This window comes from Novacetimonas maltaceti, from assembly GCF_002906255.1.
Taxonomy (GTDB): Bacteria; Pseudomonadota; Alphaproteobacteria; order Acetobacterales; family Acetobacteraceae; genus Novacetimonas; species Novacetimonas maltaceti.
This window is the reverse complement of record NZ_POTC01000011.1, coordinates 43,669-64,889: the sequence shown is the minus strand read 5'-3', so window position 1 is coordinate 64,889 and position 21,221 is coordinate 43,669. Positions and strand designations below refer to the sequence as shown.

Here is a 21,221-nt window from a genome sequence, read left to right as displayed (position 1 = left end):
GGGACAAGGTAATCTCGGTGCTACTGAATGTGATTGAACGCGGTCCGGAGGAAGCATCGGGACAGGATGCGGGGCGGCCACCGGTCGTCCTGCTGCACGGGCTGTTCGGGCGGGCGCGCAACCTTGGCTTTTTCCAGCGCAGGCTGGCGCGCACGCGGCGGACGCTGGCCATCGACCTGCGCAACCATGGCGCAAGCCCGCACGGGCTGATGGATTACAACACGATGTCGGCCGACCTGCTGGACACGCTGGCCCATCACAATGCGCTGCCCGCGACCCTGGTGGGGCATTCCATGGGCGGCAAGGTCGCGATGACGCTGGCGCTGATGCGGCCGGGAATGGTCCACAGCCTCCTTGTCGCCGACATCCCGCCCGCGCGCACCGGCCATGGGCAGTTCGGGCTGGGCGAACAGATGCTGCATGTCTCCTTCCCGCCATACCTGAACCGCGCGGGGGCGGACATGCTGCTGCAGCACTATATCCCCAACGCCGATGTCCGCGCGCTGATGCTGCAGAACATCCGCGTGGGGGAGAATCCGGGCTGGTGCATCGGGCTGCGCGAGATCGTGGAGTCGATGCCCAATGTCGAAAGCTGGCCCTACATCCCCGAAGGCTACAGCTATCCGGGGCCGACGCTGTTCCTTGCGGGGGCGAACTCGCCTTACATCCGTCCCGAACATTACATGACGATGCGCCGGCTGTTCCCCAACTACCGGCTGGAACTGATCGAAAAGGCCGGGCACTGGCTGCATGTCGAAAACCCCGAACGCTTTGCCGAGCTGCTCGAAAACTTCGTCGAAACTTACTGAAACACCCACAATGGCGGGACATGTGCGGCATCGCTCTTGACATCGTGACCGGTCCCCGCAGTTATGCTGGCAAGCTGGGGCAGGTGATGGCACGATAGTGACGGCAGCCTGTCGTTGCGATCACATGTTCCCATGGCGGAGAAACGCGCCCTTTCATGACGGTGACACTCAGTCCTTCTTCCCGGTACCGCCATGCCGTGGAACCCGTACTGATCCCGCGCGGGGACGGATCGGACCGTCCTGCCGCTCCGCCGCCTACCGCGCCGTCCCATCCCGACACCCGAGAGAATGAACGGCTGGAATCGCGTGAAATCGTCCCGCGTCCCCCCGGCTACCGCGCCCTGCGGCCCGTTACCTCCGGCCTGATCCGCCCCGACACGCTTGAGGAACCGGGGGCGGGCAAGGCCGCGACCATCTCCATCCTGCTGCATGCGGCCCTTGTCAGCGCGATCATCATCAGTTCCGCCCACCACAATCCGCACGGCGATCCGTCTTCCTCCTCCGAATCCCCGCAGGTGGAGATGGTGTTTTCCCCTCCCTCCTCCAGCGGGATGCAGGGCCAGTCGTCGCCCGACATGGCGGGTGGCGCCGACGCCCCGCGCAAGGAAAGCGAACACAGCACGTCCGAAAGCGCCACCGCGCCCAAGGAACAGAGCGAGGATTCGTCACCCGCGCCCAACATCCCGACACCGGAGACCCCGTCCTCCCCGCCGCTGACGCAGGCCCCTTCGGACCTGTCGGTGCCGCAGTCGCAGAACCAGCAGCAGTTCAATCCCGGCATGCAGAGCCCCGGCCATTCCACCCATCCCGCCCAGCAGCCACGCCACCAGTCATCCAGCAGGTCACATTCGTCGCTGCATTCGCCCATGGACCTGTCGTTCGCGCCATCGCCGCTGCCGCACCGCAACCGCCATGGCCGCGCGGGCGGGTCGGGATCGCCCATCGACCTGTCCGTCGGCCCACTGGTCAGCAACGGGAAGATCAACGCGCCATATTCCACCAATACCCAGATCCATGGCGTAAGCGACGATTACGCCTCCGAACTCGACCAGTGGATCCGCAGCCACATGTACTACCCCGAAGAGGCCGCCCGCGCGGGCGAGGAAGGGCCGTCGTCGGTGCATGTCGTGCTTGACCGCAACGGGCAGGTGGCAAAGGTGCGCCTGACGGGACAGTCGGGGTCGTACTACCTCGACGCCGCGACGACAGGGATGTTCCGCAATGCGCAACTGCCCCCCGTGCCGCCCGACATGACGGGGGACCATTTCGATATCGACCTGACGATCAATTACATCCTGATCCGTCACTAACCATCTGTTTTGGAATGGCAATTCATAAAACCAAAAGTTTTTGGTGAAGCTTTTTTCCCAAAAAGCTTCAAAGAGCGCCGCCTTCTTGAAAAAGCCGGCGCCCAAAAACTTTCATCAGCTTCTCAACCGGCATATTTCCCCCCCCGGTCACCCTGCCGGTACGTCAGTTGATTGTTTTTCCCGTCCTCTTCATAGTTTCCACAAGATGGAAGGGAAAAAAGCCGCCATGACGCCCACGACGATGCGCCTGCTGGATGAGGTCGGGACCGATTTCGAAGCCTTTGACAACGCGGATGCCGCAGTCGCACGGATTACCGAACTGTATGACACGGCAGCGCACCTGCTGCGCAATGCCTTTGCCACGCGTGACACCAGCGGACTTGCGCGCGGGGTGTATCCCTACCTCGCCTTTGCGCAGGAAGGCGGCGTACCGACCGACATGCCACGGCCACCATTCGACATCGTGCTTGAACCGGGCTTCTATGGCACCACCCTGACGCACCCGGAACTGTATCGTGCCTACTGGCGCGAACAGATCGACATCCTGCTGCGCCATTACGGGCAGCCCGTGCTGGTCGGGCGTTCACGCAGGCCCATTCCCCTGTCCTATGTGATGGAAGACGCCGTGACCTCGCTCAGCGAAGGGGACATGGCATGGCTGCAGCAGCATTTCGCGCTGCCCGACCTGTGGATGACCGACGATTCGATCGCCAACTGCGAACGGATCCCGCGTCCGGGGACGCCACGCCCGCTGGCGCTGTTCACCGCCGAACGCACCGATTATTCCCTTGCCCGGCTGCATCATTACACCGGCACCGCGCCCCGGCATTTCCAGCGCTTCATCCTGCTGACCAATTACCAGCGTTACGTTGACGCCTTTCGCGAATATGGCCACGCACAGGTCGATTCCGGCGGGGAATACGACGCCTTCGTCGAACCGGGGGGCATCATCCACCGCCGGGGCGACACGCCTGATGCCCCCGGCAGCGTGGGCAGCCTGCCGCAGATGCCGGCCTATCACCTGTGCCGCCCCGATGGTGACGGCATCACGCTGGTCAATATCGGCGTCGGCCCGGCCAATGCGAAGACGATCACCGACCACCTGGCGGTGCTGCGCCCGCACTGCTGGCTGATGGTCGGGCACTGCGCGGGGCTGCGCCGGACGCAGCGTCTGGGGGATTACGTGCTGGCGCACGGCTACCTGCGCGATGACAACGTGCTGGACGAGGACCTGCCCCCATGGGTGCCCGTGCCCCCCATCGCGGAAGTGCAGATGGCGCTGCAGGATGTGGCGGAACGGGTGACGGGCCTGCATGACGCGGAACTCAAGACCCGGCTGCGTACCGGCACGGTCATGACGACGGACAACCGTAACTGGGAACTCCGGCTGGAGGCGCTGTTCACGCGCATCAACATGACGCGCGCCATCGCGGTGGACATGGAATCGGCCACCATCGCGGCCAACGGGTTCCGTTTCCGCGTCCCCTACGGCACGCTCCTGTGCGTGTCGGACAAGCCCCTGCATGGGGAGGTGAAGCTGCGTGGCATGGCCAACGCCTTCTATCGCGAACGCGTGCGCCAGCACCTGATCGTGGGGATCGAGACCATGCGGCAGTTGCGTGCTCAGGGCGTGGACCGGCTGCATTCGCGCAAGCTGCGTGGCTTTGACGAACCGGCCTTCCGCTGATGGCGGCCGCCCGCGTGCCGTCAGACGCCATCCGATCAGGAGATAAAAGTTTTTGGTGAAGCTTTTTCCCAAAAAGCTTCAAGGAACGCCGCCTTTTTGAAAAAAGGCGGCACCCAAAAACTTTTACTTATTTTCAGATCCTTGCTGGAATGTCTTTTCAGAAATCCGGCAGCGTCTGCGCCAGATGCCCACCCAGCCGCACCGGGGCCATCCGCCGGGCAAGGCCGGTGGCGTCATCGGTTTCGACCATCATGCCCGCGATGCTGGCCTCCCCTTCCGCCGGCTGCAGGCGATCACCGGGCATCTTGCGCACGAAACGCGCGATGGCGGCCTCCTTGCCCATGCCGATCACGCTATCATAATCGCCGCACATGCCCGCATCGGTCTGGAACGCCGTCCCCCTGGGGAAGATGCGATGGTCGGCGGTGGGCGTATGGGTGTGGGTGCCGATCACCAGCGACACGCGGCCGTCACAGACATGACCCATGGCCCATTTCTCGCTCGTCGCCTCGGCATGGACATCGACGACGATGGCCTGCACCGTCACACCAAGGCGATGACGCGACAGGATATCGGACACCGCGCGGAACGGGTCGTCCATCGCATCCATGAACTGCCGTCCCATGACACTGACGACCAGCGCCCTGTGCCCGTTCACCAGTTCGACGACCACGCTGCCCTGCCCCGGCGTGCCGGGGGGATAGTTGGCGGGACGGATGATGCGCGGTTCGGCATCGATATGGCCGATCATGTCGCGCCGGTCCCAACTGTGGTTACCCAGCGTGATGACATCGGCCCCCGCCTCGAACAGGTCGCGCGCGATGGCAGGCGACAGGCCGAAGCCGTGGCTGGCGTTTTCCCCGTTGACCACCACAAGGTCCAGCGACAGTTGGTTGCGCAATCCCGGCAGGCGGCTGATCACCGCCTCCCGCCCGACGCGGCCGACAATGTCGCCCAGAAACAGTATCCTCAAAAAACCCGACCTTCCTGTTTTACGCCCGCACCGGTCCGGCCCCGTGCCCCCCGATCCATCCGTGGTCCGTGATGATACCCGACAGCTTCACATCATGCCTGCCCATGGGGATGTGCGCGACCTCCTGCGTGGCGAGACCATATCCGATCGCAACCGCATGGGGCAGGCATGCCAGCGTGCGATCGTAATATCCCCCCCCATATCCCAGCCGCCCCCCCTGCCTGTCAAAGGCGAGCAGCGGCACGAACACCATGTCGGGCACATCGGCATGGCTGTCGGGATGCCATGTCGCGAACCGCCCGTTGCACATCGTCACGTCAGGATGCCAGTGATGGAAGGAAAGTGGCTGCCCCCGTGGCGGCGTAAAGGGCAGCAGCACGCGATAGCCCCGCCGGTGCAGCGGCGCGAACAGCGGGCGCAGGTCGATCTCACCGGGCAATGGCCACACCAGCGCGATCGCGCTGCCGGGCGGGGCCATGTCCACCCGCGCGGCGATGCCCGCACGCAGCGCATCCTCCTGCGCCATGGTGGGTGGCCCTGCCGCGCGCAGGGCGCGGCAACGCCGCCGCAGTTCGGCCTTGGCCGCCGCAAGGGCGGGGGAATCGGTATCAGCGGGATTCGTCATAGGAATTACGGAGCCACCATGACCGTTGGTCTTATCAGCCCTCCCGGACCTGCAGGTGCAGGTGGGCGCCAGGTAACGTGACCACGGTCACGACAGTGCCAGCTCCCTTAGGAAGTGCTTATCGGCCCAGGGGTTGAATTTTGCCTGACGCGTCCGGCAGCCCCGCACCTGCTATCTAGTCATGTTCGAGGGCGGCTGCAATGTTTTCCGCACGCTCGACCAGATGTTCAAGCTGGTCGCGGCGGCGTTCGTTCTCGATCCTGGCCTGCCGCCCCTGCGCCAACTGGTGGGCGGTGTCGGCGGACATCTTTTCCTCCGTCAGGTCATGGATCTCGTCCGCCATCAGCAGGGCCGCAAGCGCAAGCAGGCGTCCCTCCCCGCTATGGCCGCCGATCGCGCGGATGCGGTCGATTCGCCGCTCCACTTCCTGCGCCATGGCCTGCAGGTGCTGTTCCTGCCCTTCCTCGCATCCAACGCTATAGGAATAGCCGTTGATGCGTACTGTGACCTGTCCCATCGTCATTCGCCCTTTTCGCCCTTTATCTCCGCGATCACGACGGCTGGCTCCACCTCGGCGAGCGCATCGCGCACGCGTGCGATCAGGACGTCGATATTCGCGGCAAGCGCCTGGAGGTCGATTCCCGGGTCGGCGGCCCGTGCCGTGGGCGATTCCGTGACGGGCGACGGCGCGGCGGTGGGGGACGGCCATGTCCCCTGTTCACGACATTCGATGGCAAAGGCGATACGCGTCAACGCCTGTTCCAGCCGGTCCGCGGGATCGCGCACGCTGTCCTGCGCGGATACGGATGCTTCCTGCCCCGCCTGCATTGTGTCAGTATTGGACACGTTCATCCTTCATAATTTCCTGCCCTGGTCCCTTGCAACAGATCGCCCGGTGACGTCTGAACGTCAAGCATGATCGATAATCATGACAATTTTACGCACCTTCTCCATTCCGTCGTCATTTCCACGCGTGACGAGGTCACATTGCTGCGCGCCGCCATGGATGACACGGGCCTGACATCGTGCATCATGATATCGCCGCCGGACGCGGGATGTTTCATGGGGGTGGGATGGTGGCGTGCCCTGGTTGCGGATGCGCCCGCCCCCGCGTTCCTTGACTGTGGCATGGCGGCGGGGCGCGCGGCGGAGGGGCTGCGCGCGGGCCTGGCGGGGGTGATTGTCGATCCTGCCTGCACGCAGCATGTGGCACTTGCCGAACTGGCGCGGGTCACGGGGGGGCGCTGCCTGCGCGCACGGCCCGATGCCCATGTCATCGGCGGCCCGGATGCGGCGCTGCGCCTGCGTGGGTACCTGCGCCGTGCCCGCCCGCCGCATGACGCATGAAGCCCTGTGACAAAGGTGACTGTTCCCCACGGCGCATGTGCGCCATATGATCGGGCCACCATGACCGATTGCCAGCTTTACCTTGTGACGCCCGAGTCGCTTGATCCGCCCCAATTCGCCCCCCTGCTGGCCCGCGCGCTGGACGCCGGGCCGGTGGCGGCGGTGCAACTGCGGCTGAAGGACGTGCCCGACGACACGATCCGCCGCGCGATCGACGTGCTGCGCCCGGTGGCGCATGAACGTGACGTGGCCTTCATCCTCAATGACCGGCCCGACCTTGCCCGCGCCACGGGCTGCGACGGCGCGCATGTCGGGATGGAGGACATGTCGGTGGAAGATGCGCGCCGCATCCTTGGCGATGACCTGCAGCTTGGCGTCTCCTGCTACGACAGCCGCGACATGGCGATGCGTGCGGGCGAAGGCGGGGCGGATTACGTCGCTTTCGGGGCGTTCTTCCCCTCCCCCTCGAAGGAAACCAGCGTGCGCGCGGGCACGGACCTGCTGACATGGTGGAGCAGCGTGATGGAACTGCCGGTCGTCGCAATCGGCGGCATCACGCCCGAAAACTGCCCCCCGCTGGTACGGGCCGGGGCGGATTTCCTGGCGGTCATCAGCGCGGTCTGGTCCCATCCCGACGGGCCGGGGGCAGGCGTGCGGGCGATGAACGCCGCCATGGACGCGGCCAGCGACGGGATCGACTGAGGGGGATTGCTGACGTTTCCGGGCGGTGGACTTTTTCAAACAGGGCGGCGTTCTTTGAAGCTTTTTCGATCAAAAGCTTCACCAAAGACTTTGGTTCGTCTGGCACGCCTTGCCTCCTATCCCGGCAACCACAGCACGTCCTCGATCCTGCGCGTTCCCGCCGCCAGCATCACCAGCCGGTCCAGCCCCAGCGCAATCCCCGCGCAGGGCGGCATGTTCCCCACCGCCGCAAGGAATGCACGGTCCATCGGCCATGCCGCCTGCGGGTCATCGCCATACAGCGTGGCCCGGCGGGCGCGATCGGCACGGAAACGGGCTTCCTGCTCCACCGGGTCGGTCAGCTCCTCGAACGCGTTGGCCAGTTCGATCCCGTCGGCATAAAGCTCGAACCGCAGCGCCACGCGCGGGTCCGCCGGGTCCCGCCGCGCAAGGGCCGCCTGACTGGCGGGCCAGTGGGTCAGGAAGGTCGGGCGCGTGCGGCCGATATGCGGCTCGATCCGCTCCATCAGCAGGCGGAAGAACAGGTCCTCCCAGCTTTCACCCGCGCGCAGGGAACATCCGGCGGCGGATGCAAGGGCCGCCGCGTCCTCGCCCGTCGCCAGCAGGTCAAGCCCGGCATAGCGTGCAAACGCCTCCGCCATTGTCAGGCGCTCGAACGCAGGCGTGATCGCGACCGGCGTGGCCGCGCCTGCCAGCACGGGCGGCAGCGTGGCGCGCAGCAGGGCCTCCGTCTCGTCCATCAGGTCCGACAGGCTGGCATGCGGGCGGTACCATTCCAGCATGGTGAACTCATGCGCATGCAGGCGGCTGCCTTCCGCATTGCGCCAGACCCGCGCCATCTGGAACACCGGCAGGTGCGTGGCCGCGACGATGCGCTTCATCGCGAATTCGGGACTGGTGTGCAAAAACAGCGGCAGCACTGACCCGTCGGGACGGTGCCGTTCGGTGCGGAACACCTTCAGGTGCACTTCCTCCCCCGGCGTGGGCACGGCATAGGGGGTTTCGACCTCCAGATAGCCACGCCCCTCGAAAAACGCGCGCACGCCACGCACCACCAACCCGCGACGACGCAGCAGGGCAAGGCGTTCGGCAATGCGGTCGGGATCGCCAGATTCGGACATGGGCGCACAAAACTCCGGTTGCAGGAAAAAGCGGCGCGCAGTACAGCGCGGCAGTCCCCCCGCCGGTCAACCCCTTTGCGAACCAGGATATCGTAAAGAAGTTTTTGGTGAAGCTTTTTCCAAAAAAGCTTCAGAAGAACGCCGCCTTTTTGGAAAAAGCCGGCACCCAAAAACTTTTATGATATTTATCAACATGTTACGAGGCACCACCATGCCAGACACCCGACGCCCCACGCCTACGCGCACGTTACGCACCGTCCGCGACCTGGTGGAGGCAGGGCTGGTGTCACAGGCAGCGCAACCCGCGCTGGAGGACGTGGCGCGTGAATATGCCACCGCCATCCCCCCCGCCTTTGCCGAACTGATCGAACATGCCCACGACCCGATCGGGCTGCAGGTCATCCCCGACCCGGCGGAACTGCACATCACGGCGGAGGAACGCTCCGACCCGATCGGCGACGATGCACTCTCCCCCGTGCCGGGGATCGTCCACCGCTATGCCGACCGCGCGCTGCTCAAGCCGCTGCTGGTCTGTCCGCTCTACTGCCGGTTCTGCTTCCGGCGCGAACATGTCGGCCCCGATGGCGGCGTGCTGGACGAGGCCGCGCTGGAACGCGCGCTCGACTGGCTGCGGGCGCATCCGGCCATCGGGGAGGTGATCCTGTCCGGCGGCGATCCGATGATGCTCTCTCCCCGGCGGATGGCGCACATCATCCGCGCGCTGGAGGCGATGCCCCACGTCCACACCATCCGCATCCATACCCGCGTCCCCGTGGCCGACCCGGAGCGCGTGACGCAGGAGATGGTCGCGGCACTGGACACCACATGCAGCCTGTGGGTGGTCGTACATGCCAACCATGCCCGCGAACTGACCCCTGCCGCGCGCGCTTCCATCCGCCGCATGCAGGTCCGCGCCATCCCCGTCATCGCGCAGTCCGTGCTGCTGCGCGGGGTAAACGACACGCCCGAGGCGCTCGAGGCCCTGCTGCGCGCGCTTGTCGCGGCGCGGGTCAAGCCCTATTACCTGCACCAGCTTGACCCCGCCCCCGGCACGTCACGCTTCCGCGTACCGATTGCCGAGGGGCAGCGCCTGCTTGCCGCGCTGCGCGGTCGGGTGACGGGACTGGCATGGCCGACCTATGTGCTCGACATCCCCGGCGGGCACGGCAAGGTGCCGATCGGCCCGGCCTACCTTGAGGCGGCCGGCGGGACCATCACGCAGGTGCGCGATCCGCAGGGCAGGCCCCATCGCGTGGAAGAAGGTGGCGCGCAAACCTTGCCCTTCCGCGCCGGGGAAGGTAGAAGCCCATCCTTGCAAGACATTCCCACAAGTTCAGACAGAGACCCCAATGAAACAGCAGGCGAACCTGATCCGCGCCGGACAGGTCATCGAGCATGACGGCCGTCGCTGGACGGTCCTGAAGCAGCAGATCATCACTCCGGGCAAGGGCGGCGCCTTCATCCAGGTGGAGATGCGTGACCTCAAGACCGGCAACAAGACGAACGAACGCTGGCGCACGGCCGATACCGTCGAACGCCTGATGACCGAGGAAAAGGAATACACCTATTCCTACATGGACGGCGACAACATCGTCCTGATGGACCCCGAGACGTTCGAACAGCTGCTGCTTCCGCTCGACCTGCTTGGCGACCAGGCCCCGTTCCTGCAGGACAACATGACGCTGGTCCTCAACCTCGTCGAAGGTGACCCGGTGGGCGTGGTGCTGCCCAGCCAGGTGACGCTCGAGGTTGTCGAGGCCGATCCCGTCGTCAAGGGCCAGACGGCCAGCTCGTCGTACAAGCCCGCGCGCCTGTCCAACGGCGTGAAGACCATGGTTCCCCCCTTCATCGAAGCGGGCGAGAGCATCGTGGTCCGCACCGAGGACAGCAGCTACGTCGAGCGGGCGAAGTCCTGACCCACGCCATGTCGCGGCGCCCCTGCGGGCGTTCGCGGCCAGCGTGCCTTTTCCCATCCCCTTCCCATTTCCGATTCACCGCCGAACCAGACAGGACCGATCACCGTGGCAATGCGACTTTCCCCTCATATGACGGTGATGCAGAATGCGGCGCAGAAAGCGGCGCGACGGCTGCTGCGTGACTTCAATGAGGTCGAACAGCTTCAGGTCAGCATCAAGGGACCGGGCGATTTCGTGTCGCAGGCCGACCTGCGCGCCGAAGCCACCCTGCGTGAGGAGCTTGGCCGCGCGCGTCCGGGCTATGCCTTCCTGATGGAGGAAAGCGGTGCTGCGGGTGGTGACGGCTGGACATGGCGCTGGATCGTCGATCCGCTGGACGGCACGACCAACTTCCTGCACGGCATCCCGCACTGGGCCATTTCCATCGGCCTGCAGCGCCGCCTGCCCGACGGGACGATCGAAATGGTCGCGGCCCTTGTCTACAACCCCGCCGCGAACGAGATGTTCTGGGCCGAAAAGGGCATTGGCGCGTTCCTCAACGAACGCCGCCTGCGGGTTTCGGCACGGCGCAACATGGACGAATCCCTGTTCGCGACGGGCATCCCGTTTGCCAAGGTTTCGGCCAAGAACCGCCTGTCCTTCGCCCGCACGCTTGGCGCGCTGATGCCGCAGGTCGCGGGCGTGCGCCGCTTCGGGGCGGCGGCCCTCGACCTTGCATGGGTCGCGGCGGGCCGGTACGAGGGTTACTGGGAGCTGGGCATCCGCCCGTGGGACTGTGCCGCCGGCGTGCTGCTGGTGCGCGAGGCCGGGGGCTATGCCACCGATCCCAACGGCGTGGACCTCAACGACTTCCCCGATTCGGTGGATGCGGTCGCGGGCAACCCCCACATGCACCCCATCCTGCGCGAACTCGTCGCCAACAGCCTCGTCACACGGTCCTGACCCCTTGCGGGGCCCCGCGTGGCCATGGGGCCACGTGATGCACGGGCAGGCGTGCGCCAGACGCACACGGATGTTGAGTGCGCCCTGCCCCTCGTCTAGCGTGTCGGGCACCATGTCACATGAACCGACCTCCACGTCCCCGCCCATGCCGCGCCCGCGGGCATCCGCGCGGTGCAGGCGCAGGTCATCACCCATCCCGACGCGCTCAACACGCTCGGCGCGCCCCCACCCGCGCGCCCGGCGGAGAAACCGGCCGCGCGTCCCGTGGTGGGCAGCAATGAAATGGGGCCGCACGCCGCCGCCCCGGCCCCTGCCGCAAACCCGTCCACCACCGTCCCGGCCGCCGCCATCCCGCAGGTCGCGACGACACCCCCGGCCAACCCGGTCCTGCGACCGCCGGAAGTGCACGTCCCCCTGCATCCGCCACCCCCACCGCCGGAGGTGAAGCCCGACCCGGCGGCCAAGGGACGTGCGGCACGCATTCCCGGTGGCACGCGCCTGTATTTCGGCGCGCAGAGCGCGGACATGAACCCGCGCATGATCGCAGCCCTGCAGACGCTTGCCGGCGTGATGCAGCACCTGCCCGACCAGCATGTGATGATCGCGGCGTATGGGGAGGGAAATGGCGATGACGCGTCCACCCCGCGCCGCATCGCGCTGTCGCGCGGACTGGCCGCGCGCTCCGTCCTGATTCATGCCGGGGTCGCATCGACCCGCATTTACGTCCGCGCCATCGGGCAGCCACCGGAAAATCAGATCGGAATCACACCGGACTGTATTGACGTGACCCGCTCTGGTGTGGTGGCGTCGAGTCCTTCTCCTTCGTAAGAGAGCAGCCCTGCGTGACGCGACCAACGACCTACATCCTTCGAATCGTCCTGTTTCTTCTGGCTGTAGGCATTGTCGCCTCCATGCTGGGAAGTACCCTGTACCAGGCGTTTTTCAACAATCCCTATCTTGATGGCCTGATCCTGGGCATCCTGGCGCTGGGAATCGCATGGAACGTATCCATGGTCCTGCGCCTGATCCCGGAGGTACGCTGGGTCGATACCATCCGCCACCCGCGTGAGGGACTGACCACGCCGCCACCGCCGCGCCTGATGGCCCCCATGGCGTCGATGCTGGCAACGCGCGAACGCGGCATGCGCCTGACGCTGTCGGCCCCCGTGGCGCAGTCGCTGCTCGACAGCCTGTCGTCGCGGCTGGACGAGGGACGCGAACTGTCACGCTACCTGACGGGCCTGCTGATCTTCCTCGGCCTGCTGGGGACGTTCTATGGCCTTTTGCTGACGGTGGGGTCGATCGCGGATGTCATCGGCGGCATGACCGTGGGTTCGGGCGACATGACGGCCATGTTCGACCAACTCAAGAGCGGGCTGGCCGGGCCGCTGCATGGCATGGGCACGGCATTTTCAGGCTCCATGTTCGGCCTTGCCGGCGCGCTGGTGCTGGGCTTCCTCGACCTGACGGCGGGACAGGCGCAGAACCGCTTCTTCAACGAACTTGAGGAATGGATGGCCAGCATCACGCGGCTGTCAGGGGGCAACATCTCCGCTGCGGGCGAGGAGGCGACCATCCCCGCCTATGTCGAGGCGCTGCTGGAACATACGGCGGAAAACCTCGAAAAGCTTCAGGTCCTGCTGTCGCGCAACGAGGAACAGCGCGCGCATGAGCAGCATCTGCTTGCGGCCCTGAACGAGCGGCTGGCGCATATGGCCGACCCGCGCGGCAACGAGCACCTGCAGAACATCGAAGCCCTGCTGGCCCGTCTGGTGCAGGATTCCGAAGCGGGACGCACCCAGATTTCGAACGAGATCCGTGGCGACCTGCGCCTTCTGGCCCGTACCATCGCCGCAGCCGCCCCGGGTGCGGGACGTCCGGCCTCCTGACCTACAGAAAGTCCCTGTCATGGCCCGCCGATCCCGCCGCCAGTCCCGCGCCTCCGAACTGAACGCATGGCCGGGATATGTGGACGCGCTGTCCACGCTCCTGATGGTCATCATCTTCGTGCTGCTTGTCTTCGTGCTGGGACAGGCGTTCCTGTCGGTCGCGCTGAACAAGCGCCAGCAGGTCCTTGACCAGCTCCAGCGCGAGGTGGCGCATCTCAGCCAGATGCTGTCGCTGGAACAGGGGCATAACCGTTCCCTCGAACAGTCGGTCGCGACACTGCAGAAGGAACATGCCGCGGACGAGGCCACGGAGGCATCGCTTACGGCACAGGTCAGCCAGCAGGCCGCCGAACGCGACAGCGCGCGCCATCAGGCCGATGACCTGAACAACCAGCTTGCCCAGCTCAGCGCGCAGCTTGCCGCCGTCAGCACGGCGCTGGAAATCAGCCAGAACGAGGTGCATGACCGCGACCGCAAGATCGACAACCTTGGCATGGAGCTCAACGTCGCGCTGGCGCGCAAGGTGGAGCAGTTGCAGCGTTACCGCTCCGAATTCTTTGGCCGTCTGCGTGACGTGCTGAAGGATACCAAGGGGATACAGGTCGTGGGCGACCGTTTCGTGTTCCAGAGCGAGGTCCTGTTCCCCGTCGGCAGCGCCGACCTGTCGCCAGAGGGCGTACAGCAGATCAAGGTGCTGGGCCGGACGCTGAAACAGGTGGCGCAGCAGATCCCGCCATCGGTGCCGTGGATCCTGCGCGTGGATGGCCATGCCGACCGCCTGCCGATCCACACCGCCTTCCCCAGCAACTGGGAACTGTCCTCCGCCCGCGCCATCACGGTGGTGAAGATGCTGATTGCCGATGGCATCGACCCCCATCACCTTGCCGCGACGGGCTTTGCCGATTTCCAGCCGCTGGACAAGGGCACGACGCCCGAAGCCTTCGCCCGCAACCGCCGGATCGAATTCCGCCTGACCGACCGGTAATGGCCCGGCAGGCGTGGGGATGGGTGTCCCTGCGTCTGCCGGTTTGGGTTTCGTGTTTTAGAAAAGCAGCGTCTTTCGAAGCTTTTTGAAAAAAGCTTCACCAAAAACTTTTATGATTCCAAGACGTTGAAGGTCCTGCCTTTTCAAGAAGACCCTTGAATTTTCAAAAGTCTTTTTGCTTCTTTTTCTTCCAGAAAAAGAAGACCCTCCTCAGGTTGGCCGGCCGAACGCCTTCAGCCGCAGGTCTTCCGTCTGGTGGGCCGCGCCGGGGAACAGGGGATAGAGCGCCAGGACGTGCTGCCACGCCTTCCATGCGGCACCCCAGTCGCCGCGCACGCCTTCGGCGTCGCTCAGGATCTGCCACGCCAGCACATCGCGTTCATCATGGTGCAGGGCGACGCCAAGGTCGGCCACCGCGCCATTGGCATCCGCCCCCGCCAGACGCGCCTGCGCGCGCGTGCGCCACAGGATCTCAAGCCCCGGCTGCAGGACGAGGGCGTCGTTCAGGTCTTCCTGCGCATCGCCTACCTTCTGTTCCGCAAGGTCGGACTGCGCACGGCGGACCAGCAGGCGGGTCGTGGGGGTAATGTCTTTCTGGCGCGCCTGCTCGATTCGGGACAGAAGGTCGCTTGCGGCCCGTTTCGACTTCGCGTGGAGCAGTTCGTCCTGAAGCTCAGGGATGCCCGGCTCCTTCGTGCCCTTGCCGCTCTCCTTGCCCGCGGGGGCCGCAGATGGCGCGGCATGGGCCGGTGGCGCAGGGGGCGCGGCAGATGCAGGACACGGCACGATGCCAGCCACGATGGCCCCGCCAAGGCAGGCAACAGACAAAAGGCCGCGCAGGCCCCGGGTTTCCCCATTGCCCACGCGACCCCATGTCGCATCAATATGGAACCTGACGGTCAAATCCGTCCGGCAATCAGCCCTGACGGGCCTTCATGCGCGGGTTCTTCTTGTTGATGACGTAGACCTTGCCACGACGACGGACCACACGGCAGTCCTTGTCACGAACCTTGGCCGACTTCAGGCTGTTTCTGATTTTCATGATCCGACCCTCACTGGCGGCTGATAACCGCAAAGAGGCGCCCGAATACCCCTGACCGGGCGATGAGTCAACTCCAACGACGCGCCTGCCCTACTTTTTACCGCCGGAAACCGGCGCGCGCAGGGCTTTTTCCTCCACCCCGGTGACATGGGGCGGGATGAAGAACGGGGCCAGCGTCCTGAAATCCCCCATCCGCGGTGACCGCGGCCGCCAGGCCAGCCCGATCGTGCGCCATGCCTGGCATCCCGTGACAGGGCGGGCGACAACCGCCTGGTCCCGCAGCAGGCCCGACTGCACCGCCATCTGCGGCAGCAGCGCAACACCGAGTCCCGCCGCCACCATCTCCACCAGCGTATAGAGCGAGGTAACGGTGAATTCCTCCTCCACGCCTTCGGTGTTCGACCATCCGCGCACCTGCCGGCACAGCGCCAGCGTCTGGTCACGCAGGCAGTGCCCGTCCTCCAGCAGGATCATGCGTTCGGAGACGATTCGTTCAACCGGCACGCCCGACAATTTCGACAGCGGGTGCGTCTCTGGCATCACCAGCATGAAGGGGTCGCGCCACAGGGGCCATGTCTCGCTGTCGGCGCAGTCGCACGGCATCGCCAGCAGCACGAGGTCCAGACGCCCCAGCGCCAGCTTTTCCAGCACGTGATGGGTCAGGTCCTCGTTCAGCGACAGGCGCAGGCGCGGGAACCCCTGCCGCAGCCTGCGGATCAGGTCGGGCACGACGAACGGCCCGATGGTGGGGATGACGCCGATCCGCAGAAGTCCGCTCATCGGTTCATGCGAGGCCACCGCCACGTCAAGCACCGCCTGCAATGACTCCAGCGCAAGGCGCGCACGCGCGACCACCTCGTTCCCAAGGGGCGTGAACACCACTTTCTTGCCGACGTCACGGTTGAGCAGTCGCGCATCCATCTGCCGTTCCAGCGCCAGTATCCCGGCCGAAAGCGTGGATTGCGTCACCGCGCAGCTTTTGGCCGCGCGTCCGAAATGACGGAGTTCCGCAAGGGTCACGAGATAACGCAACTGCTGTGCGGAGGGCATGGGAATCATCGATTAATTCGATCAGGAATATGTGAATTATTCACTGGCATGATAGCAGCATCAAGGTCATAGATATACCCCATCGGACGCGCCCCACCGGGCGGCCTGCCTGATCCCCAACCGAATCAAGGGAGATTCCTCAAATGCTTACAGTCGGTGATAAGTTCCCCAGCTTCAGCCTTGACGCCGTTCCCGGCGGGGCCGAGGGCCTGAAGGGCGAGTTCGTGAAGGTGACGGACGAAAGCAACGCGGGCAAGTGGAAGGTCGTCTTCTTCTGGCCGCTGGACTTCACCTTCGTCTGCCCGACCGAAATCGTGGCGTTCGGCAAGCTGGCCGGTGAATTCAAGGACCGCGACGCCGTCGTGTATGGCGTGTCGATCGACAGCGCCTTCGTGCACCTGAACTGGCGCCTGAACAACGAGGACCTCAAGAACCTCGAGATCCCGATGCTCTCCGACATCAAGCGTGAGCTGATCGAGGGCGTGGGCGTCATGTCACAAGGTGCCGGCGCCGCCTATCGCGCGACCTTCATCGTCGATCCCGAGGGCGTCATCCGCCATGTCAGCGTCAACGACCTGTCGGTCGGCCGCAACCCGCAGGAAATCCTGCGCATCCTCGACGGACTGCAGAGCGATGAGCTGTGCCCGTGCAACTGGAAGAAGGGCGACGCCTTCATCAAGGCCTGATCGCACCCTGTTCCGGGCCTGAACGGTCCGGGCGCTCCCCCCGCGTGGCACCTGCCGGGCGGGGGGATGTCCGCATCCCCGGATGCCGTGGCGGCCCACCATGCCCGCGACATCCCGGCATACGGACCCTTCCCACGATCCTGCGGCGTGGCATGTGGGGTGGGCGGGTTCCCCTTCTCCCTTCCCATCAGTGCAAGGCATCGTCCCATGTCGCTCGATACGCTCAAATCCCTGCTGCCCGATTACGCCAAGGACCTGAAGCTCAACCTCGGCTCGCTCGCCCATGACGTCACGCTTACGCCACAGCAGCTGGCGGGCACGTTCGTGGCGTCGGCCATCGCGTCGCGCAACCCGCTGGTCACCGACCTGCTGCGTGCCCATTTCGCCGAAGCCCTGTCGGCCGAGGCACTGGACGCCGCGCGTGCCGCCGCCGCCATCATGGGCATGAACAATGTCTATTACCGCTTCGTGCATCTGGTGGGCGGGGATTACGCCAAGATGCCAGCGCAGCTGCGCATGAACGTGATCGGCCGTCCGGGCGTGGAAAAGGTGGACTTTGAACTGTGGTCGCTTGCGGTATCCGCCATCAACGGGTGCGGCATGTGCATGGAAAGCCATGAGCACGCCCTGCGCAAGGCCGGCCTGACAACCGAACAGATCCAGACGGCGGTCCGCGTCGCCGCCACCGTGCATGGCGTGGCCGTGACGCTTGACGGGGCAAAGGCCCCTGCTGCCACCTGATCCGCGAAAAAACGGCATCTTCATGAAAAAGATGCCGTTTTTTTTCATAAGGCCGTTGCCAGACCTGCCGAACCCTGTTATTTGCCCATCCACCGAATGGTTCTCGGGTTTTCTCCTTCCCGAAAGCATACGCGGGTGTAGCTCAGTTGGTTAGAGCGCCGGCCTGTCACGCCGGAGGTCGCGGGTTCGAGCCCCGTCACTCGCGCCATTTCACGGTGCCTTTCCAGACATACAATACCATGCCGGTCCCGGTGACGCTGTTATGCGTGACGCAGGGATGGCTTTCGTTGCATCACACCCATATCGGCGGCAGGATGGCCTCTGTTCTTTCCATACCCGTCAGAGGACCGGATGCCTGACCTCTTTACGCCCTATACCCTCAAGGGGCGCACCCTGCGCAATCGCATCGCTGTTTCCCCGATGTGCCAGTATCTCGCCGTCGATGGCGTGGCGGGTGACTGGCATAATGTCCATTACGCCTCGCTTGCCCGTGGCGGCAGCGGACTGGTGGTGGTGGAGGCGACCGCCGTCTCCCCCGAAGGACGCATCACGCCGGGCTGCCTGGGACTGTGGAACGATGCACAGGCCGAGGCCCTGCGCCCCATCGCGCGCGCCATCCAGGACGCAGGCGCGGTGCCGGGCATCCAGATTGCCCATGCCGGACGCAAGGCCAGCGCGAACCGCCCGTGGGAAGGGGATGACCATATCGCCCCCGACGACCCGCGCGGCTGGGAAACCATCTCCCCTTCCGCCATTCCCTTTGGCGCCAACCTGCCAAAGGTGCCGCGCGCCATGACGCCGGAAGACATCACCCGCGTCCGGCAGGATTTCGTCGCCAGCGCCATCCGCGCGCGTGATGCGGGATTCGGGTGGCTGATGCTGCATTTCGCGCATGGTTATCTGGGGCAGAGCTTCCTCTCCCCCTATTCCAACCAGCGCACCGACCTGTATGGCGGCAGCCTGGAAAACCGGGCGCGTTTCCTGCTGGAAACGCTGAGCGAAGTGCGCGCCGTCTGGCCGGAAGACCGGCCACTGAGCGCGCGTCTGGGCATGATCGAGTTCGACGGCCATGACGAGGAAACGCTGGAGGACGCCATCACGCTGGCGCGGCATTTCCGCACGCTGGGGCTGGACTTCCTTGACGTCAGCATCGGCTTTTCCACGCCGGAGGCAAAGATCCCGTGGGGTCCTGCCTTCATGGCCCCCATCGCCGCGCGCGTGCGCCGTGAAAGCGGGCTGCCCGTGGCGACAAGCTGGTACATCAGCAAGCCGGAACAGGCCAACAGCCTGATCGCGGACGAATCGCTGGACCTTGTCATGCTGGGTCGGCCGTTCCTTGAAAACCCGCACTGGCCCTATGCCGCCGCACGCGCGCTCGGGCGGCCTGATGCGGCGCATGTCCTGCCCGAACCCTACGCCCACTGGCTGGCGCGCTACCGTTCGGGGTAAGTGCCTTACTCTTTTTAAAAGTTTTTGGGTGCCGCCTTTGGATCGAAAAAGGCGGCGTCTTTCGAAGCTTTTTGTAAAAAGCTTCACCAAAAACTTTTATTCTTTAAGAGGTTATCTTATCCACGCGCCTTCAGGTGCAAGGCCAGCGCCTCTGCCCCTTCGCTGACATCGCGCCATGTGATCGCGAAATCCTCCGCCGTGCCGTAATAGGGGTCAACCACGGCCGCCCCCTTGCGATGCGCCACATGATCCAGCAGCAGCGACAGGTCCGCCACGCCATCCGGAGGCTGCATCCGCAACAGATGCTCCAGATTGGCGTGGTCCATGGCGATGACATGAGTGAATTCATGGAAATCGCGTTCGGTCACGACACGGGCGCGGTACTGGTCGATCCCGATCCCGTTCTGGCGCGCCACCGCGCGGGCACGACGGTCCGGCGGGTCGCCCACATGCCAGTTGCCGGTGCCCGCCGAATCTACATGCACATCCAGCCCATGACGGGCCGCCGCCTGCCGGAACGCGGCCTCCGCCAGTGGGGAGCGGCAGATATTGCCCATGCAGACGAACAGGACGGACAGGCCGCGTTTCATGTCTCCATCACCTGCTGATCAGGAGACGCCGCCTTTTTCGATCAAAAGGCGGCACCCAAAAACTTCTGGATTCTTCGCCCAGTCCGATCAGGCGGAAGCAGGCTTACCCTTTTCGGGGTAGCGTTCCTGCAACATGCCAACCGTCTTTGCGATCATGTCCGCCGGCGTTTCCTCCAGCGTGACGACCACCGGATGTTCGTCAGGCGTCGGCGGCTCCAGCGTGGCCAACTGGCTTGGCAGCAGGCTCGGCGGCATGTAGTGGCCGCGCCGCCGCTCCAGCCGCGCCAGAAGGATATCGGGCGGGATCTGGAGATAGACGAACACGATTCCCGGCGCGTCGGCACGCAGGATGTCGCGGTAGGAGCGTTTCAGCGCCGAGCAGGTCAGGATTCCCCCCTGCCCCGATTCCACACGCTGTTTCAGCCAGTCATGGCAGCGTTCCAGCCATGGCAGGCGGTCAGCATCGGTCAGGGGGATGCCCGCCGCCATCTTCTCCACGTTCGCCTTGGGATGCAGCAGGTCACCTTCCTGGTAAGGCCAGCCCAGAAGGTTGTGCAGGCCCGCCGCCAGCGTGGTCTTGCCACACCCTGACACCCCCATGATCACCAGGACAAGCGGACGGATACCCTGATCCTGAAGGACGGCAGAGGTCATGATGGCTCCAGATGCTTCAGCCCGTCATGCGCGGCCACGATCACTTCGGACGTCCGCCCGATGAACAGGCCGGTTTCAATGACACCCACGATGGCGCGCAGGCGGCGCGACAGGGCAACGGAATCGGCGATGGAGCCGAAATGACAGTCCAGGATCATGTTGCCGCCATCGGTGACAAACACGTTCCCGCTGCGGTCCAGACGCTGCGTGACGCGCGCGCCAAGGGCCTCGAGCTGTCGTGCGGTGCTTTCCCAGCCAAAGGTCGTGACTTCCACCGGGACGGGCACATGATGGCCCAGATGCTCGACAATCTTGCTTTCATCGACCACCACGACAAAGCGGCGCGACGCGGCGGCGACGATCTTTTCGCGAAACAGCGCGCCACCCAGCCCCTTGATGAGGTTGAGCGTGCCGAGTTCCACCTCATCCGCGCCATCGATATCAAGGTCGATCTGCGGATGGGTGGCGAACGTCACCAGCTTGATGCCGTGCGCGCGGGCCTGCTCGGCGGAATGTTCGGACGTGGGGATGGCGCAGAACCGCAGCCCCTCCGCCCAGCGACGGCCGAGCTCCTCGATCATGTAGGCCGACGTGCTGCCCGATCCCAGCCCGACCACCATGCCGTCACGCACCATGGATGCGGCCTCGATCGCGGCCTGCCGCTTGAGTTTCGCCCTCGGATCGCCACTCTGGCTTGACATTG

At 65.0% G+C, this 21,221-nt stretch carries 25 protein-coding genes, 1 tRNA gene and 1 other RNA gene; 15 read left to right on the top strand and 12 right to left on the bottom strand.

Translation table 11 applies throughout. The annotated features are described in order from the left end of the window. The first annotated feature begins 17 nt into the window (after nt 1-17). The 3 genes from KMAL_RS06190 (at nt 18) to KMAL_RS06180 (ending at nt 3,806) form a co-directional block, all read left to right on the top strand. A complete protein-coding gene (locus tag KMAL_RS06190; RefSeq protein WP_110094872.1) occupies nt 18-809 on the top strand; it encodes an alpha/beta fold hydrolase in 792 nt (263 codons plus the stop codon). A gap of 155 nt (nt 810-964) precedes the next feature. Next, a complete protein-coding gene (locus KMAL_RS06185; protein WP_110094871.1) occupies nt 965-2,119 on the top strand; it encodes an energy transducer TonB in 1,155 nt (384 codons plus the stop codon). A gap of 226 nt (nt 2,120-2,345) precedes the next feature. After that, nucleotides 2,346-3,806, top strand: a complete 1,461-nt coding sequence (locus KMAL_RS06180; RefSeq protein ID WP_239019976.1) for an AMP nucleosidase — start codon at nt 2,346-2,348, stop codon at nt 3,804-3,806. Nucleotides 3,807-3,963: 157 nt separating this feature from the next. Here the strand turns inward: KMAL_RS06180 and KMAL_RS06175 are convergent, their stop codons facing one another. The 5 genes from KMAL_RS06175 to KMAL_RS06155 all read right to left on the bottom strand — a co-directional run bounded on the left by KMAL_RS06175 (nt 3,964) and on the right by KMAL_RS06155 (nt 6,256). Beyond that, nucleotides 3,964-4,779 carry a TIGR00282 family metallophosphoesterase gene (locus KMAL_RS06175; protein ID WP_110094870.1) on the bottom strand — a complete coding sequence of 272 codons (816 nt, stop codon included), beginning with the start codon at nt 4,777-4,779 and terminating at the stop codon, nt 3,964-3,966. A 19-nt stretch (nt 4,780-4,798) separates the two neighbouring features. After that, a complete protein-coding gene (locus KMAL_RS06170; RefSeq protein WP_110094869.1) occupies nt 4,799-5,404 on the bottom strand; it encodes a 5-formyltetrahydrofolate cyclo-ligase in 606 nt (201 codons plus the stop codon). Nucleotides 5,405-5,410: 6 nt separating this feature from the next. After that, nucleotides 5,411-5,570: non-coding RNA, 6S RNA (ssrS, locus tag KMAL_RS06165), on the bottom strand. Nucleotides 5,571-5,579: 9 nt separating this feature from the next. Beyond that, complete coding sequence (locus KMAL_RS06160; RefSeq protein WP_110094868.1) at nt 5,580-5,921, bottom strand: cell division protein ZapA; 342 nt, start codon at nt 5,919-5,921, stop codon at nt 5,580-5,582. Nucleotides 5,922-5,923: 2 nt separating this feature from the next. Then, entirely contained in the window at nt 5,924-6,256 is a 333-nt protein-coding gene (locus tag KMAL_RS06155; protein WP_110094867.1) for a hypothetical protein, read from the bottom strand. Between the two features lie 63 nt (nt 6,257-6,319). Between KMAL_RS06155 and KMAL_RS06150 the strand changes: the two genes are divergently transcribed. Together KMAL_RS06150 and thiE are read left to right on the top strand one after the other, a co-directional pair. Next, entirely contained in the window at nt 6,320-6,751 is a 432-nt protein-coding gene (locus KMAL_RS06150; RefSeq protein WP_110094866.1) for a type 1 glutamine amidotransferase family protein, read from the top strand. Between the two features lie 60 nt (nt 6,752-6,811). Beyond that, nucleotides 6,812-7,453 (top strand): thiamine phosphate synthase, encoded by a 642-nt coding sequence (gene thiE / locus KMAL_RS06145; protein WP_110094865.1) that lies wholly within the window; start codon nt 6,812-6,814, stop codon nt 7,451-7,453. Between the two features lie 116 nt (nt 7,454-7,569). Here thiE and epmA read toward each other — a convergent pair whose 3' ends face one another. Beyond that, nucleotides 7,570-8,574, bottom strand: coding sequence for an EF-P lysine aminoacylase EpmA (epmA, locus tag KMAL_RS06140; RefSeq protein WP_110094864.1), 1,005 nt, complete (start codon nt 8,572-8,574; stop codon nt 7,570-7,572). A gap of 211 nt (nt 8,575-8,785) precedes the next feature. Between epmA and KMAL_RS06135 the strand changes: the two genes are divergently transcribed. The 6 genes from KMAL_RS06135 (at nt 8,786) to KMAL_RS06110 (ending at nt 14,306) form a co-directional block, all read left to right on the top strand. Beyond that, the gene (locus tag KMAL_RS06135) at nt 8,786-9,973 is read left to right on the top strand and encodes a lysine-2,3-aminomutase-like protein (RefSeq protein ID WP_239019975.1); all 1,188 of its coding nucleotides are present in this window, start codon (nt 8,786-8,788) and stop codon (nt 9,971-9,973) included. Beyond that, entirely contained in the window at nt 9,924-10,490 is a 567-nt protein-coding gene (gene efp, locus KMAL_RS06130; protein WP_110094863.1) for an elongation factor P, read from the top strand. The genes KMAL_RS06135 and efp overlap by 50 nt, the downstream gene beginning before the upstream one ends. Nucleotides 10,491-10,601: 111 nt before the next feature. Further along, complete coding sequence (locus KMAL_RS06125; RefSeq protein WP_110094862.1) at nt 10,602-11,432, top strand: inositol monophosphatase family protein; 831 nt, start codon at nt 10,602-10,604, stop codon at nt 11,430-11,432. A gap of 171 nt (nt 11,433-11,603) precedes the next feature. Further along, nucleotides 11,604-12,260: an OmpA family protein gene (locus tag KMAL_RS06120; protein ID WP_180999752.1), complete on the top strand. Its 657-nt coding sequence runs from the start codon at nt 11,604-11,606 to the stop codon at nt 12,258-12,260. Nucleotides 12,261-12,274: 14 nt separating this feature from the next. Next, on the top strand, nt 12,275-13,321 hold the full coding sequence (locus tag KMAL_RS06115; protein WP_110094860.1) for a flagellar motor protein MotA: 1,047 nt from the start codon (nt 12,275-12,277) through the stop codon (nt 13,319-13,321). Nucleotides 13,322-13,340: 19 nt separating this feature from the next. Next, the gene (locus tag KMAL_RS06110; RefSeq protein ID WP_110094859.1) at nt 13,341-14,306 is read left to right on the top strand and encodes a peptidoglycan -binding protein; all 966 of its coding nucleotides are present in this window, start codon (nt 13,341-13,343) and stop codon (nt 14,304-14,306) included. Nucleotides 14,307-14,516: 210 nt separating this feature from the next. Here KMAL_RS06110 and KMAL_RS06105 read toward each other — a convergent pair whose 3' ends face one another. The 3 genes from KMAL_RS06105 to KMAL_RS06095 form a co-directional block, all read right to left on the bottom strand. Beyond that, a complete protein-coding gene (locus KMAL_RS06105; RefSeq protein ID WP_110094858.1) occupies nt 14,517-15,209 on the bottom strand; it encodes a tetratricopeptide repeat protein in 693 nt (230 codons plus the stop codon). A gap of 13 nt (nt 15,210-15,222) precedes the next feature. After that, complete coding sequence (gene ykgO / locus KMAL_RS06100; protein WP_003617324.1) at nt 15,223-15,348, bottom strand: type B 50S ribosomal protein L36; 126 nt, start codon at nt 15,346-15,348, stop codon at nt 15,223-15,225. Between the two features lie 90 nt (nt 15,349-15,438). Then, the gene (locus KMAL_RS06095) at nt 15,439-16,407 is read right to left on the bottom strand and encodes a hydrogen peroxide-inducible genes activator (protein ID WP_110094857.1); all 969 of its coding nucleotides are present in this window, start codon (nt 16,405-16,407) and stop codon (nt 15,439-15,441) included. Nucleotides 16,408-16,541: 134 nt separating this feature from the next. On the opposite strand from KMAL_RS06095, the gene KMAL_RS06090 reads away from it, so the two are divergent. The 4 genes from KMAL_RS06090 to KMAL_RS06075 all read left to right on the top strand — a co-directional run bounded on the left by KMAL_RS06090 (nt 16,542) and on the right by KMAL_RS06075 (nt 19,274). Further along, complete coding sequence (locus KMAL_RS06090; RefSeq protein WP_110094856.1) at nt 16,542-17,084, top strand: peroxiredoxin; 543 nt, start codon at nt 16,542-16,544, stop codon at nt 17,082-17,084. Between the two features lie 207 nt (nt 17,085-17,291). Beyond that, a complete protein-coding gene (locus KMAL_RS06085; RefSeq protein ID WP_110094898.1) occupies nt 17,292-17,825 on the top strand; it encodes a carboxymuconolactone decarboxylase family protein in 534 nt (177 codons plus the stop codon). Nucleotides 17,826-17,956: 131 nt separating this feature from the next. Then, nucleotides 17,957-18,033, top strand: a tRNA-Asp gene (locus tag KMAL_RS06080). 143 nt (nt 18,034-18,176) lie between these two features. Next, complete coding sequence (locus KMAL_RS06075; protein ID WP_110094855.1) at nt 18,177-19,274, top strand: NADH:flavin oxidoreductase/NADH oxidase; 1,098 nt, start codon at nt 18,177-18,179, stop codon at nt 19,272-19,274. A 116-nt stretch (nt 19,275-19,390) separates the two neighbouring features. On the opposite strand, the gene KMAL_RS06070 is transcribed toward KMAL_RS06075, so the two are convergent. The 3 genes from KMAL_RS06070 to rpiA form a co-directional block, all read right to left on the bottom strand. After that, nucleotides 19,391-19,864: a low molecular weight protein-tyrosine-phosphatase gene (locus KMAL_RS06070; RefSeq protein WP_110094854.1), complete on the bottom strand. Its 474-nt coding sequence runs from the start codon at nt 19,862-19,864 to the stop codon at nt 19,391-19,393. Nucleotides 19,865-19,951: 87 nt separating this feature from the next. After that, nucleotides 19,952-20,518 carry a gluconokinase gene (locus KMAL_RS06065; RefSeq protein WP_110094853.1) on the bottom strand — a complete coding sequence of 189 codons (567 nt, stop codon included), beginning with the start codon at nt 20,516-20,518 and terminating at the stop codon, nt 19,952-19,954. Further along, a complete protein-coding gene (rpiA, locus tag KMAL_RS06060; RefSeq protein ID WP_110094852.1) occupies nt 20,515-21,219 on the bottom strand; it encodes a ribose-5-phosphate isomerase RpiA in 705 nt (234 codons plus the stop codon). The genes KMAL_RS06065 and rpiA overlap by 4 nt, the downstream gene beginning before the upstream one ends. Nucleotides 21,220-21,221 lie beyond the last annotated feature (2 nt).

What these genes read in the sequence shown, in the direction of transcription:
- KMAL_RS06085 (WP_110094898.1), top strand. Translation starts at nt 17,292, where the DNA reads ATGTCGCTCGATACGCTCAAATCCCTGCTGCCCGATTACGCCAAGGAC.
- KMAL_RS06075 (WP_110094855.1), top strand. Translation starts at nt 18,177, where the DNA reads ATGCCTGACCTCTTTACGCCCTATACCCTCAAGGGGCGCACCCTGCGC.
- epmA (WP_110094864.1), bottom strand. Translation starts at nt 8,574, where the DNA reads ATGTCCGAATCTGGCGATCCCGACCGCATTGCCGAACGCCTTGCCCTG.
- KMAL_RS06185 (WP_110094871.1), top strand. Translation starts at nt 965, where the DNA reads ATGACGGTGACACTCAGTCCTTCTTCCCGGTACCGCCATGCCGTGGAA.
- KMAL_RS06065 (WP_110094853.1), bottom strand. Translation starts at nt 20,518, where the DNA reads ATGACCTCTGCCGTCCTTCAGGATCAGGGTATCCGTCCGCTTGTCCTG.
- KMAL_RS06170 (WP_110094869.1), bottom strand. Translation starts at nt 5,404, where the DNA reads ATGACGAATCCCGCTGATACCGATTCCCCCGCCCTTGCGGCGGCCAAG.
- KMAL_RS06155 (WP_110094867.1), bottom strand. Translation starts at nt 6,256, where the DNA reads ATGAACGTGTCCAATACTGACACAATGCAGGCGGGGCAGGAAGCATCC.
- KMAL_RS06070 (WP_110094854.1), bottom strand. Translation starts at nt 19,864, where the DNA reads ATGAAACGCGGCCTGTCCGTCCTGTTCGTCTGCATGGGCAATATCTGC.
- thiE (WP_110094865.1), top strand. Translation starts at nt 6,812, where the DNA reads ATGACCGATTGCCAGCTTTACCTTGTGACGCCCGAGTCGCTTGATCCG.
- KMAL_RS06150 (WP_110094866.1), top strand. Translation starts at nt 6,320, where the DNA reads ATGATCGATAATCATGACAATTTTACGCACCTTCTCCATTCCGTCGTC.
- ykgO (WP_003617324.1), bottom strand. Translation starts at nt 15,348, where the DNA reads ATGAAAATCAGAAACAGCCTGAAGTCGGCCAAGGTTCGTGACAAGGAC.
- rpiA (WP_110094852.1), bottom strand. Translation starts at nt 21,219, where the DNA reads ATGTCAAGCCAGAGTGGCGATCCGAGGGCGAAACTCAAGCGGCAGGCC.
- KMAL_RS06125 (WP_110094862.1), top strand. Translation starts at nt 10,602, where the DNA reads ATGCGACTTTCCCCTCATATGACGGTGATGCAGAATGCGGCGCAGAAA.
- KMAL_RS06180 (WP_239019976.1), top strand. Translation starts at nt 2,346, where the DNA reads ATGACGCCCACGACGATGCGCCTGCTGGATGAGGTCGGGACCGATTTC.
- KMAL_RS06095 (WP_110094857.1), bottom strand. Translation starts at nt 16,407, where the DNA reads ATGATTCCCATGCCCTCCGCACAGCAGTTGCGTTATCTCGTGACCCTT.
- KMAL_RS06160 (WP_110094868.1), bottom strand. Translation starts at nt 5,921, where the DNA reads ATGGGACAGGTCACAGTACGCATCAACGGCTATTCCTATAGCGTTGGA.
- KMAL_RS06090 (WP_110094856.1), top strand. Translation starts at nt 16,542, where the DNA reads ATGCTTACAGTCGGTGATAAGTTCCCCAGCTTCAGCCTTGACGCCGTT.
- KMAL_RS06135 (WP_239019975.1), top strand. Translation starts at nt 8,786, where the DNA reads ATGCCAGACACCCGACGCCCCACGCCTACGCGCACGTTACGCACCGTC.
- efp (WP_110094863.1), top strand. Translation starts at nt 9,924, where the DNA reads ATGAAACAGCAGGCGAACCTGATCCGCGCCGGACAGGTCATCGAGCAT.
- KMAL_RS06110 (WP_110094859.1), top strand. Translation starts at nt 13,341, where the DNA reads ATGGCCCGCCGATCCCGCCGCCAGTCCCGCGCCTCCGAACTGAACGCA.